General features: G+C 65.6%; 10 protein-coding genes. 3 read left to right on the top strand and 7 right to left on the bottom strand.

Annotation, left to right across the window (positions count from 1 at the left end):
* Window positions 1-5 precede the first annotated feature (5 nt).
* The 6 genes from A9977_RS09160 to A9977_RS09135 all read right to left on the bottom strand — a co-directional run bounded on the left by A9977_RS09160 (window position 6) and on the right by A9977_RS09135 (window position 7,095).
* Entirely contained in the window at window positions 6-806 is an 801-nt protein-coding gene (locus A9977_RS09160; protein WP_016452532.1) for an enoyl-CoA hydratase/isomerase family protein, read from the bottom strand.
* Window positions 803-1,984 carry a thiolase family protein gene (locus tag A9977_RS09155; protein WP_016452531.1) on the bottom strand — a complete coding sequence of 394 codons (1,182 nt, stop codon included), beginning with the start codon at window positions 1,982-1,984 and terminating at the stop codon, window positions 803-805. Before A9977_RS09155 ends, A9977_RS09160 begins: the two co-directional genes overlap by 4 nt.
* A 43-nt stretch (window positions 1,985-2,027) precedes the next feature.
* Window positions 2,028-3,695, bottom strand: coding sequence for a long-chain fatty acid--CoA ligase (locus tag A9977_RS09150; RefSeq protein WP_016452530.1), 1,668 nt, complete (start codon window positions 3,693-3,695; stop codon window positions 2,028-2,030).
* An 11-nt stretch (window positions 3,696-3,706) separates the two neighbouring features.
* Window positions 3,707-4,759 carry a CaiB/BaiF CoA-transferase family protein gene (locus A9977_RS09145; protein WP_016452529.1) on the bottom strand — a complete coding sequence of 351 codons (1,053 nt, stop codon included), beginning with the start codon at window positions 4,757-4,759 and terminating at the stop codon, window positions 3,707-3,709.
* Between the two features lie 11 nt (window positions 4,760-4,770).
* Window positions 4,771-5,916 (bottom strand): acyl-CoA dehydrogenase family protein, encoded by a 1,146-nt coding sequence (locus A9977_RS09140; protein WP_016452528.1) that lies wholly within the window; start codon window positions 5,914-5,916, stop codon window positions 4,771-4,773.
* 147 nt (window positions 5,917-6,063) lie between these two features.
* Window positions 6,064-7,095, bottom strand: coding sequence for a helix-turn-helix domain-containing protein (locus tag A9977_RS09135; RefSeq protein ID WP_017405984.1), 1,032 nt, complete (start codon window positions 7,093-7,095; stop codon window positions 6,064-6,066).
* Window positions 7,096-7,381: 286 nt separating this feature from the next.
* On the opposite strand from A9977_RS09135, the gene A9977_RS09130 reads away from it, so the two are divergent.
* Window positions 7,382-8,152, top strand: coding sequence for an SDR family NAD(P)-dependent oxidoreductase (locus A9977_RS09130; RefSeq protein WP_016452526.1), 771 nt, complete (start codon window positions 7,382-7,384; stop codon window positions 8,150-8,152).
* A gap of 22 nt (window positions 8,153-8,174) precedes the next feature.
* Here A9977_RS09130 and A9977_RS09125 read toward each other — a convergent pair whose 3' ends face one another.
* Window positions 8,175-9,203: an AraC family transcriptional regulator gene (locus A9977_RS09125; protein WP_016452525.1), complete on the bottom strand. Its 1,029-nt coding sequence runs from the start codon at window positions 9,201-9,203 to the stop codon at window positions 8,175-8,177.
* A gap of 294 nt (window positions 9,204-9,497) precedes the next feature.
* Between A9977_RS09125 and A9977_RS09120 the strand changes: the two genes are divergently transcribed.
* Together A9977_RS09120 and A9977_RS09115 are read left to right on the top strand one after the other, a co-directional pair.
* Window positions 9,498-10,199: a nitroreductase gene (locus A9977_RS09120; RefSeq protein WP_016452524.1), complete on the top strand. Its 702-nt coding sequence runs from the start codon at window positions 9,498-9,500 to the stop codon at window positions 10,197-10,199.
* Between the two features lie 157 nt (window positions 10,200-10,356).
* Window positions 10,357-12,138 (top strand): acyl-CoA dehydrogenase, encoded by a 1,782-nt coding sequence (locus tag A9977_RS09115; RefSeq protein ID WP_016452523.1) that lies wholly within the window; start codon window positions 10,357-10,359, stop codon window positions 12,136-12,138.
* The last annotated feature ends 8 nt before the right edge of the window (window positions 12,139-12,146 follow it).

Here is a 12,146-nt window from a genome sequence, read left to right as displayed (position 1 = left end):
AGGCGTTATTGGCCGGTGAATTTGGGGGTGCGCTTGCCCAGGAATGCCGCTTGCCCTTCCAGGTTGTCGGCCGAACGCAAAGCGACAACGAAATTGCGCTTCTCATGCTCCAGGCCCTGCGCGAGCGGGGTTTCAAAGCTGGCCAGGGCCGCATCCTTGGCCAGCGCCACGGCCAGCGGCGAATTGGCCGCAATCCGGCTGGCCATCGCCAACGCCGTCGGCAGGGCCTGGCCGTCCGCCGTCACTTCGGCGACGATGCCGACGTCGCAAGCCTTGCGGGCATCCATGAAATCGCCGGTCAGCAACAGCGCCATGGCTTTGGACTTGCCGATGGCATGAATCAAGCGCTGGGTGCCGCCCGCACCGGGGATGGCGCCCAGCTTGACTTCCGGCACGCCGAACTTGGCGGACTCGCCCGCGATCACGATGTCGCAGGCCAGCGCCAGTTCCGTGCCGCCGCCCAGCGCGACCTTTTCCACCGCCGCGATGACGGGCTTGGGGAAGCGCCCCAGCGCCGCAAAGAAGTCCCAGCCGGTCGCCGAGCGGTCGCCCAGCAGCGGCGCGGCGCGCAGCACTTCAAAGGCCGTGATGTCGGCGCCCGCGCAAAACACGCCCTCGGCGCCGGTGATGACGACGACCCGCACGACATCGTCGTCGCGCAGTTGCGCAAGCTGTGCGGACAGGCCATCGAACACCGCGCGGTTCAGGCTGTTCTTCGCACGCGGGCGGTTGATGGTCAGGGTGACGACGGCGCCGTCACGGCTGACGAGCACTTCACTGGCTTCGCTCATGGTGGCCCCGCTCATGCAAGCCGCTCGATGATGGTGGTGTTGGCCGTGCCCGAAGCCTCGCAGATGGTTTGCAGGCCATAGCGGCCGCCCCGGCGCTCCAGTTCGTACAGCAGGTCGGTGAGCATGCGCGCGCCGGTGGAACCCAGCGGATGGCCAATGGCCATCGAGCCGCCGTTGACATTCAGGCGGTCGTCCGGGATGCCGAATTCCTGCTGGAACATCAGCGGCACGCCGCCGAAAGCCTCGTTGACTTCGAACAGGTCGATGTCGTTGATGGTCAGGCCCGATTCCTTCAATGCCTTGCGGGTGGAGTCGAGCACGGCGGTGAACTGGATCACCGGGTCGGCGGCGGCCACGGCGGTGCTGACGAAGCGCGCACGCGGCTTGAGGCCATGCTTTTTGGCATAGGCACGGCTGGCGATCAGCAGTGCGGCGGCGCCGTCGCTGATCTGCGACGAGTTGCCGGCGGTGGTGGTGCCGTTGGCGGCAAACACGGCTTTCAGCGTGGCCAGCTTCTCGGGGTCGGGGTTGGCGCGCACGCCCTCGTCGGCGGCGACGACGGGGCTGTTCGGGTCGGCCGGGTCCTCGGTCAGATGCACCAGTTGATCCTTGATGCGACCGGCCTGAATCGCCTCGGCGGCGCGCTTGTGGCTGCGCACGGCGGATGCATCCAGGACTTCACGGGTCAGGCCGAAGCGCGAGTTCAGCAACTCCGACGAAACGCCTTGCGGTATCAGCGGGTTGTCCTGGTAGCGCGCCAGTTCGCGCGGGCTGTATTGCGCGCCCAGCGGCGCGCCGGGCTTGAACGACGGCGGCAGCGGCGCCTGCGACATCGACTCCACCCCCCCGCCGATGGCCAGCTGGTAGGCCCCCGCCTGGATGCCATGCACGGCAAAACTCACCGCCTGCTGGCCGGAGCCGCATTGCCGGTCCACCGTCACAGCCGGGACGGATTCGGGCAGCCCCGCCGCCAGCACGGCATGGCGGGCCAGGTTGCCATGCTGCTGGTCCCACTGCAGCACACAGCCGACGATCACGTCGTCCAGATCGGAGGGGTTGACGCCGGACTGTTCGACCAGCTGGCGCAGCGTCTCGGCCATCAGATCGACGGGGTGCCATTTTTGCAGGCGCCCGCCGCGCTTGCCCACGGGGGTGCGCAGCGCGCCGACGATCACGGGTTCATGGTCATTCATGTGGTTCTCCTGGTAAGAAACTGGGGGTCATGCAAAGCGGGTGTCAGGCGGAATAGCGGTCTGCCTGCTCGACGCGTATGCGCTTCTTGTCGAGCTTGCCGACGCTGGTCTTGGGGATGGCCTCGACGAACAGAACCTGATCCGGCCACTGCCACTTGGCGAAGGCGCTGCCCAGGTGCTCCTTCAGTTGTTCCTGGGTCGCCTGCTGGCCGGGCTTGAGCACCACCAGGGCCAGCGGCCGCTCCTGCCACTTCGGATGCGGAACGCCGACCACGGCGGCGTCGCGCACGGCGGGGTGGCCCATGAGCAGGTTTTCCATGTCGATGGAAGAAATCCATTCGCCGCCGCTCTTGATCACGTCCTTGATGCGGTCGGTGACCTTGAGGTAGCCGTTCTCGTCCACCGTGCCGACATCGCCCGAGCGCCACCAGCCACCCTCCAGGAAGCGGTCTGCGGAATCGGGCATGTCGTGGTAGCTGGCCGTGATCCAGGGGCCGCGCACGCAAATCTCGCCCGCCGACTTTCCGTCATGCGGCAAGTCCTTGTCATCGGCATCGAGGATGCGGATGTCCACCCCGGTCAGCACCAGACCCTGCTTGCGCTTGAGGTTCCAGCGCTCTTCCTCGGTCAGGCGCTTCTTGAGCGTGGACTTGAGGCGGTTCATGGTCACCAGCGTCGTGGCTTCGGTGGCACCGTAGCCGTGGACCACCTCGGCACCGGTGAGTTTGTAGAAACCGATCATCATCGACAGCGGCGGCTCGGAGGCGCCGGACAGCATGCGCATGCTGCTGAAGTCCGGCTTGACCGGCATCGTTTCGATGTACTGCAGCATGGGCTGAAAGATGGCCGGTGCGCCGTTGGCGACCGTCACGCCCTCGGCGATCATGGCGTCAACCAGGGGCTTGGTGTCCTCGGCGACATAGCGGCCCGGCAGCACGATCTTGTCGCCCAGCAGCGTGGCGGCCTGCGGCAGGCCCCAGCATTGCCCGTGGAACATGGGCGTGATGAGCATCACGCAGTCGCTCAGCGTCATGCCCAGATTGGTGGCCATGCCCGTGGAGTGCAGGTAGATGCAGCGGTGCGAGTAGTACACGCCCTTGGGCTTGCCCGTGGTGCCGGTGGTGTAGCAGGCGCTGTAGGCCGAGGTTTCGTCGATCTCGGGCCAGTCGATCTTGGGGTCGGCGGCGGCCAGCAGGTCTTCGTAGTGCAGCAGCGGTTTCAGCGTGGTCTTAATCTGGTCCAGCGGCTTGTCGGTCATGACGATCCAGCCCTTGATCTGGGGCGAATTCGCCGCGACGGATTCGGCGATGGGCAGCAATGATTCGTCCACGCATACGTAGGACACTTGGCTGTGGCCGACCACGTAGCCCAGGTCTTCGGCGCCCAGGCGCAGGTTCATCTGCAGCATGACCGCGCCCAGGCCAGGGATGGACCAGTACAGCTCGAAATGGCGTCGGCTGTTCCAGTCCAGGATGCCGACCCGGTCGCCAGGTTCGACACCGAGCGCGCGCAGCGCATTGGCGCTGCGGCAGACGCGCGCGTAGCAGTCGGCATAGGTGTAGCGGTCCCAGCCGCCATCGGGCGTGCGGTAGACGATCTCCTGGTCTCCGTGGGTGCGCGCGGCGTGCCGGATGAGCGTCGTGGTGTTGAGCTGGCGGTCGTTGCCCGAGGTAGACGGGCAGCCGCGCACGATCTTGGTGGTGTTGGTCATTCTCTGGTCTCCTATGTGGTTGCGTTGAGTGCCTGGAACCGTGGGGCCGGGGCCGCCTCGATGGCGCCGGAGGGGGTGGTCTGGTAGATACCCCGTGCCGCGTTGTGCGGATGCCGCGCCGCCTCGGCCAGGCTGAGCACGGGCGCGAAGCAGGCGTCGCTGCCTTCGAGCAACGCGCACCAGTGCGCCCTGGGTTGGCTGCGGATGAGGGCCGCAATGCGCTCCTTCAGCGCTGGCCACGTCGTCGTGTCGTACTGGTCGGCAGGGTTCACGTCCGTCAGGCCCAGCTTCGACAGCAGCAGTGCGTGGAACGCGGGCTCCACCACCGCGAGGCTGATGAAGCCGCCGTCGGCACAGGCGTACACGTCATAGAACGGCGAATCGTGAAACGGGCTCGGCTTCGTGCCGTCGATCTGCCCATTGGCGCGAATCCAATGCACCAGCGTGCCCATCATGGCCACGATGTCGATGATGGCGGCATCCACGACCCGGCCGCGGCCACTGCCCCTACCGTTACCGCGCGCATCGACCAGCGCGCAGGCGACACCGAAGGCCATGCCCAGCGCCCCGGCCGCGTCCCCGAGCACCGAGGGCGGCACGATGGGCATCTGCCCCTTGCGGGCCGACAGCGACAGCAGGCCCGTCAGCGCCACGTAGTTCAGGTCGTGGCCAGCGGCCCGGGAGAGCGGGCCGTCCTGGCCCCAGCCCGTCATCCGGCCATAGACCAGCTTGGGGTTGCGCGCCGCGCATTCGGCGGGGCCGAACCCCAGCCGTTCCATCACGCCGGGGCGAAAGCCTTCGATCAGAACGTCGGACTGGCCGATCAGATCCAGGGCGCGCGCCTTGCCGCCGGGCGACTTCAGGTCGGTGATCTCGACCGTCTTGCCCCGGTGCAGCGGGTTGGCCGCCGCCCCGCCCAGCGGCTGCGCCCCGGCGGCCTGCTCGGCCCGTGTCAGCGCAATCACCTCGGCACCCATGTCGGCCAGCATCATGGCGGCCAGCGGGCCCGGCCCGATCCCTTCGAACTCCACCACACGGACGCCGTGCAGTGGCTTTTGCAGCATGTGCGAGGCGTTCACAGCTTCCTCGCAATCAGTTCTTTCATGACCTCGTTCGCGCCGCCGTAGATCTTCTGCACGCGCGAGGTGGTGTACATGCGCGCGATCGGGTATTCGTACATGTAGCCGTAGCCGCCGAACATCTGCAGGCACTCGTCCACCACGCGGCACTGCTGCTCGCTGCACCACCACTTGGCCATGTACGCGGCTTCGGCGTCGAGCTTTCCGTCCAGCAGCCGCTGGATGCAGTCGTTGACGAAGGTGCGCACCACGTGAGCGGTGGTGGCGATCTCGGCCAGCTTGTGGCGCGTGGTCTGCATCTCGAACAGCGGTGCGCCGAAAATCTTGCGCTCCTTCGTGTATTCGACGGTGAGTTCCAGGGCCCGGTCGATGATGGCCGCCGCAGGCACGGCGATGGTCATGCGTTCGTAGGGCAACTGGCCCATCAACTGCTTGAAACCAAGCCCTTCGACGCCCCCCAGGACTTGATCGACCGGCACGCGCACCCCGTCGAAGAAGAGTTCGGCGGTGTCCGACGCATGCAGGCCGATCTTGTCGAGCAGGCGGCCCACGCGGAACCCTGGCAGGTTCTCGGTCTCCACCACGATCAGCGAAAGGCCTCGGCTGCCCGCCTCGCCGGTGCGTGCGACCACAATCAGCAGATTGCAGGTGTAGCCGTTGGTGATGAAGGTCTTGGCACCGTCGATCACGTAGTGGTCGCCATCACGGCGCGCGCGGGTGGCGATGGCCTTGAGGTCCGTCCCGCAGCCGGGTTCGGTCATCGCAATGCCGAGCAGCATCTCGCCGCTGCTCAGCTTGGGCAGCCAGCGCTGCTTCTGCTCCTCGGTGCCGTAGTCCATGATGTAGTGCGCAGCGATGCTGTTCACCTGGACGTTGTTGGGCATTTCCGCTCTGGTCAACTCATCCTGTACCACCAGCTGGTAGGCAATGCTGGCCCCGGTGCCGCCGTAGGCTTCGGGCATTTCGGGCAGCATGAACCCCATCTCGCCGAAGGGCCGCCAGGTCTCGCGCGGGACGTAGCCCTGTTCGCGCCAAGCGGGCAGGTGCGGAGCCATCTCGGCGGCGATGTAGCGGCGCACCTGGTCGCGAAAGGTCTCGATGTCGCTGTCCATCCAGGGTTGACGGTGCAATTGCGGCAGCATGGGAGCGCTCCTCAGAAGGTTTGTACGATGAAGGTTTGAAAACTTGGCCAGCGATGCGGCCCCGGGTCATGCCCGCATACCCACAACGGGGCGGGCGAAGCGTCGAATCTCTGCGTTCTCAGTCTGTCCAGGGCATATGGTCGGCATTCAGCCCGTGCGCGTCTTGCCCGCCAGTGCATGGCAAGTTGACTTTGCGTGTGCAAGGGAAAGCCCGGCTGACTCGACCGGGCCGATGGCGGAGCCGTGAGCAGTCATGCCGCGTGCATCGCTGGGCGACACTCCAAAGCGTTGTTTGAATGCGCGGCAGAAATGGCTGGTGGAGTTGAAGCCCCAGTGAAAGGCGATCGCCGAGACCTGCAGATGCCGGCAGACCGGGTCAACGAGTGTCCGCCAGCACGCTTGCAATCGGCTTTCCAGGATGTGGCCGACCACCGTGGTATCGCCCTGCGCAAACAGCGCATGAAGGTAACGCAGTGAAATACCGTGCGCCGCGGCGATGCGTGCCGGACTCAGGTCATCCTCTTGAAAATGCTGGGCGATGTAGGCAAGTACTCGTTCGCGCAACGCGGCCATGGCCGTGAATCGAGTGGCGCTCTCCGGCTCTGGCAGCGCAATGTCCAGAAGCCCGATCACCGTGCGGCAAAGGGCGACGTGGGCGGAGGGCGGCACGGCGCCGATCTCCTTTGCCAACCCCATCAGGTGTTGGCTGAGCAGTGAGCCCACGCCTGTGTGACTGTCAATGCGGCAGGCTGCGGGCGGCTGCTTGCGGCCCGGTAGATGCTCGCGCATGAGCTGCCAGGGAATCATCAACGACACGCTGTGGGTTCGTTCCAGCACCTCATAGTCTTGCCGCTGATCGGTACGCCAGAGGAACATGTCGCCCTCGCAGATTGGCGTGTCCCACTGCTGCAACTGTACTCGGCCGCTCAGGTTCAGCTGCAGCCCCAGGCAGAACTCATCGTCGAATGACGAATGTCCAGGAGGAGACTGCTCGACGCAAGCACCGGTCACGGTGCATACCAAGGAGGCTCCGGCGAGTTCGTGTCGCCGCAACTTCGCCTGGAATGCAGCAGGCTTCGCCGGGGAGGAAAGACTCCAGCGCTGGAAGGAGTCCTTGAGGATCGCTTCCGTCGCATCTATCCTGCCCTCGATGGGCGCATGGTCGATGGACCATTCCATGGGTGACTGTTGCAGCACTTGTCGTCTCCTGAATCTGCCCCCAGACGCCGCAGCCCATCGGGACCGGAGCGTCGACACCGTGGCGTGCTTTCGTGCGGCGCTCAGGGTACCCAAGGCATACAGGCAATCGTAGGCAGCGGTGCTTGGCGCGGCAATGACGGATGGTCTCGATCAACTGACAAGGCACCTCTTTCGACGGATGGGGGAGCGAGGCAACCCCGCAGCCGAGCGGCCCTGCGCTAACCTCCCGGCATCGACGGCGAACTGAAGATGCAAGGAGACGATGATGGATCTGGGTGCAATGCTGGCAGGCAAGCGGGTGCTGGTCACGGGGGCCTCGTCGGGCCTGGGCGAGAACTTCGCTCGGCTGGCTGCTGGTTGCAAGGCCAAGGTAGTGATTGGGGCGCGGCGCAAGGCGCGGCTCGACAAACTCGCCCAGGAACTCGAAAAGCTCGGTTCGCCTCAGGTCACGGTGCTGGAAATGGATGTGGCTTCCGAGCAGTCCATCGACGACGCCTTCGCCGAGATAGACGCCTCGGGCACCATCCTCGACGTGGTGGTTAACAACGCCGGGGCTTCCAACGACGCCTTGTCGCTCACGCTGCCTGTGTCCGACTTCGACTCGCTGATGGAGACCAACGTGCGCGGCGTGTGGCTGGTGGCCGCGCGTGCCGCGCAGCGCTGGGTGGATGCGGGGCGGGGAGGCTCAGTCATCAACATCGCATCGATCCTGGGCGAACGCGTGATGCCGGGCGCCATGCTGTATGCCACGTCCAAGGCTGCAGTCGTGCACATGACCAAGAGCCTGGCGCTCGAATGGGCGCGCCACGGCATTCGCGTCAATGCCATCGAGCCGGGCTACATCGACACCGAGATGACCGATGCCATGTGGGATACCGACCATGGCAAGGCGCTTATCAAGCGCATCCCGATGCGCCGCCTGGGTAAGCCGGAGGAGCTCAACGGTCTGTTCCTGCTGTTCGCGACCGAGGCCGGGTCGTGGATGACCGGCGCCTGCGTGCCAGTGGATGGCGGGCATCTGTGCTCGTCGCTTTGAGTGCGACCGCGTCGAAGCAGCGCTACGTTTTTTGGGTGCGCGAACGATAGACGCCTGGCGTGCTGCCGGTCCATGACTTGAAGGCCCGCTGGAAGGCGGTGCCGTCGGCGAACCCCAACTCGGCGGCGATGGCGCTCAGCGCGGCATCGGTGCTGGTCAACCGAACGATCGCCATGTCGCGCCGTAACTCGTCCTTCAGCACCTGAAAGGACTTGCCCTCCACGGCCAGATGCCGCTGCAGTGCGCTGACCGACATGTGCAAGCGCTGCGCGGCGACAGTCAGATCGGGCCACTCCGGGCACGCTTGCTGCAATAGCGCGCGCACCCGCGCGCTGGCTGTCCGCTCGATTAGACGCGGGCCGATCAGGTTGCCCGGTGTGGCACGCAAAAAGGTCTGGAGCGCGGCGGTGTCACGGCGCATCGGCTGCGTGAATGCGGATGCCTCGAACCAGACCGCCGACCGCGCCTGCCCGAACCGCAACGTGCCCGAGAAGATTTGGGCATAGTCTGCGGCACGCGGCGGTGGCTCGAAGGCAAAATCGAGCCCTCTGGGCACCAGTCGGCCGCCGTGCAGCCATACCAGCAGACGCCAGAAAACGCGCAACAGCAGCCCGTGCAGGAAGTCTGAATGTTTGCCCAGGGCGTGGCGCACGTCCAGAGCAGCACCCTTGAGCAAGCCATCAGAGACGGGCACAAGCGCCACGTCGTCCTGCAGCAGGGCGAAGGATGCACTCACGCGCTGCAAGGCGGCTGCCAGCGTCTTGGCCCCGAGCGTAGAGCGAGCCATCAGCGCAAAGCTGCCGCAGCGCAACGGCCGACCGTGTAGATGGCCTAGGCATTCGTCGTCCAAGCTGTTCTTCACGGCACTGAAGAGTGCGATGTATTGCTCTATGGTCACACGCGACTGCTCCAGATGCAGCAGCGACTCGGCGATGCGGGCCTGCGCCAGAACGCCATCCAGCCAGGACTCGGTGGCCAGTCCTTTGCTGCGCGCGCCGTCGAGCAGGCCATGCACGGCAAAAACAGGAACAGTGACGACGGGTTTCAACATGGTCAAAGGGAGCAACGATAGCTGGCGCTGAATCCGAAATTACACCAAGAAAACGGCCCGCTAACGATGTAGCGTCCGGCTGCGGTCAACCGGATTTTGCCTTGTGCATACAAAGTCAACTCGCCATGCACTGGCGGGCAAGACGCGTATGTGCCGAGTGCCCAGAATACCGCTTGGTAGCACACCCAGGGACGACCCGTGGACGTTCGGCATCGATGCATTCGCATGAATGCTTCTTCGGCAACGGCATGTCGGTGTGCTCACCCGAATAGCCCAGCAACCAGGAGAGAGTGAATGTCTGTCTGCGCCGTGCCTTTGCGCAACATGCTGATTGATGCGGTGATGCGCGAACGTCGTTCCGTGCGCGCCTTTCTGCCGACCCCGGTGTCGCAAGAAGCGGTGGCCCAGATTCTGTCGGTGGCAGCCAGCGCGCCCAGTGGCACCAACACCCAGCCGTGGCATGTCATTGCCGTGGCGGGCGAGGCGAGGAAGCGCCTATGCGACCGTGTATTGCACGCCTTTCACCATGAAGAGGGAGAGCACCAGTCCGAATACGACATCTACCCGGCCGAGTTCTTCGAGCCCTACCTGACCAGGCGGCGTCGGTGCGGTTTCGCTCTTTATGCCGCAGTCGGAATCTCCAAGGGAGATACGGATGCCATGCGCGCTCAACATGCACGCAACTTTGCCTTCTTCGATGCGCCGGTCGGTTTGATCTTCACCTTGGACCGGCGCATGGTGCAGAGCAGTTGGGTGGACTACGGGATGTTCTTACAGAACATCATGCTGGCGGCCCGCGCACGAGGCCTGGATACCTGTTCGCAGATGGCGTGGACCCTTTACCCGCGCCTTCTGGCTGAAGCCCTGCAAATCCCGGACGGGCAGATGGTCCTGTGCGGCATGGCACTGGGCTATGCCGACCCGGCGGCCGTGGTGAACCGCGTGCGCACCGAGCGTGAGCCGGTCGAGAACTTCACACGCTTCAGCGGCTTCTAGAAATCTTGTCATACCAACTAATCGCGTCGTAAGCCGCCTGAGAAATTCAGCCGCCCTGAAGCGGTTGATCGACCGGGCCTTGTCCTGGTGGGTAGGGTCATGCATGGATGTATGCCCTATGGGGCAGACGGGTTGAACCCACAAAGAGGAGTAAGCAATGTCTACCTACGCCGCGCCCTTGCGCGACATGCTGTTCACGATGAAGGAAGTCGGAGGCCTGGATGCGATCTGTGCCCAGCCGGGCCATGAAGAAACCACGCCCGACCTGGTCGAGGCCATCCTGCAGGAGGCTGCCCACTACGCCACCGGCGTGCTTGATCCGCTGAACCGCACCGGCGACGTGCAGGGCGCGCGCTGGCACGACGGCCAGGTCACGCCAGCCGATGGCTTTCGCGAAGCCTGGGCCAGCTTCTGCGAGAACGGCTGGAACGGCATGCCCGCTGCCACCGAATGGGGCGGCCAGGGCCTGCCCACGCTGGTGTCCACAGCCGTGCTGGAGATGTGGAAGTCGTCCAACCTCGCGTTCAGCCTGTGCCAGATGCTCACGCTGGGCGCGGTGGAAGCCATTGCGCACCATGGCAGCGACGCACTCAAGCGCCGCTTCCTGGAGCCCATGGTCGCGGGCCGCTGGACCGGCACCATGAACCTCACCGAGCCCCAAGCAGGCTCCGACTTGGCCGCGCTGCGCAGTCGCGCCGTGCCCGAAGGCGACCATTACCGCGTCAGCGGAAACAAGATCTTCATCACCTGGGGCGAGCACGACATGGCCGAGAACATCGTCCACCTCGTGCTGGCGCGCCTGCCCGATGCACCGCCCGGCGTGAAAGGCATCTCGCTGTTCCTGTGCCCGAAGTACCTGGTCAACGACGACGGCTCCCTGGGCGAACGCAACGACCTGGCCTGCACCTCCATCGAGCACAAGATGGGCATCCACGGCAGCCCCACGGCGTCGATGAGCTTTGGCGACTGCGGGGGCGCGATCGGCTACCTGGTCGGCGAGCCGAACCAGGGGCTGGCCTGCATGTTCACGATGATGAACCATGCGCGGCTGAACGTCGGCCTTGAAGGCGTGGGCATCGCCGAGCGCGCCTACCAGCGCGCACGCGCCTACGCGCTGGAGCGGGTGCAGGGCAAGCCACTGCTCAGCGGCAGCACCACCATCGCCGGCCACCCGGACGTGCGGCGCATGCTGATGGACATGAAGGCCCGCACCGAGGCCATGCGCGCATTGGCCTATTTCTGCGCCGGCCAGATGGACCGCGCCGCAGGCCACGCCGACGCGCAAGAGCGCGAGCAGGCGCTGGCCCTGGTCGGCCTGCTGATCCCGGTGGTCAAGGGCTGGTGCACCGACAGCGCACAGGGCATCACGTCCGATGGTGTGCAGGTGCATGGCGGCATGGGTTACGTCGAGGAAACCGGCGCCTCACAGCACTTGCGCGACGCGCGCATCACGACCATCTACGAAGGCACGACGGGCATCCAGGCCAACGACCTGATTGGCCGCAAGCTGGCGCGCGAGGGCGGGCGCACGCTGAAGGCACTGCTGGGCCGCATCGACGGCGATGCGCGCCGGTTGGCCGAGATGCCCGATGCCGCGCTGGCGCAGATCGGCGGCGTGTTAGCGGCTTCGGCGCGTGCGCTGGGGGACGCGGCCGACTGGCTGCTGGCCCACGACGACCAACCCGCGCAGTGCGCGGCGGGCGCCGTGCCCTTCTTGCGGCTGGCGGGCACGGTGATCGGCGGCTGGCTGTCGGCGCGCATGGCCGAAGCCGCCACTGCGCAACTCGCGGCGAGATCTGGCGATGCGGGCTTTCTCGGCGCCAAGCGTGCCACGGCCAGCCACTACGCAGCGCATGTCCTAGTGCAGGCGCCGATGTTGCGCGACATCGTCACGGGCGGCGCCGCCAGCACGCTGGCCCTGGCGGATGATCAACTCTGAATGATCCT

Source organism: Variovorax sp. UMC13 (genome assembly GCF_014170375.1).
GTDB lineage: Bacteria > Pseudomonadota > Gammaproteobacteria > Burkholderiales > Burkholderiaceae_C > Variovorax.
This window is presented reverse-complemented; position numbering and strand designations above follow the sequence as displayed.

Excerpts from the sequence above, each read along its gene's own strand:
- A9977_RS09145 (WP_016452529.1), bottom strand. The coding sequence starts at position 4,759 with ATGCTGCAAAAGCCACTGCACGGCGTCCGTGTGGTGGAGTTCGAAGGG.
- A9977_RS09150 (WP_016452530.1), bottom strand. The coding sequence starts at position 3,695 with ATGACCAACACCACCAAGATCGTGCGCGGCTGCCCGTCTACCTCGGGC.
- A9977_RS09125 (WP_016452525.1), bottom strand. The coding sequence starts at position 9,203 with ATGTTGAAACCCGTCGTCACTGTTCCTGTTTTTGCCGTGCATGGCCTG.
- A9977_RS09160 (WP_016452532.1), bottom strand. The coding sequence starts at position 806 with ATGAGCGGGGCCACCATGAGCGAAGCCAGTGAAGTGCTCGTCAGCCGT.
- A9977_RS09155 (WP_016452531.1), bottom strand. The coding sequence starts at position 1,984 with ATGAATGACCATGAACCCGTGATCGTCGGCGCGCTGCGCACCCCCGTG.
- A9977_RS09140 (WP_016452528.1), bottom strand. The coding sequence starts at position 5,916 with ATGCTGCCGCAATTGCACCGTCAACCCTGGATGGACAGCGACATCGAG.
- A9977_RS09115 (WP_016452523.1), top strand. The coding sequence starts at position 10,357 with ATGTCTACCTACGCCGCGCCCTTGCGCGACATGCTGTTCACGATGAAG.
- A9977_RS09130 (WP_016452526.1), top strand. The coding sequence starts at position 7,382 with ATGGATCTGGGTGCAATGCTGGCAGGCAAGCGGGTGCTGGTCACGGGG.
- A9977_RS09120 (WP_016452524.1), top strand. The coding sequence starts at position 9,498 with ATGTCTGTCTGCGCCGTGCCTTTGCGCAACATGCTGATTGATGCGGTG.
- A9977_RS09135 (WP_017405984.1), bottom strand. The coding sequence starts at position 7,095 with ATGGAATGGTCCATCGACCATGCGCCCATCGAGGGCAGGATAGATGCG.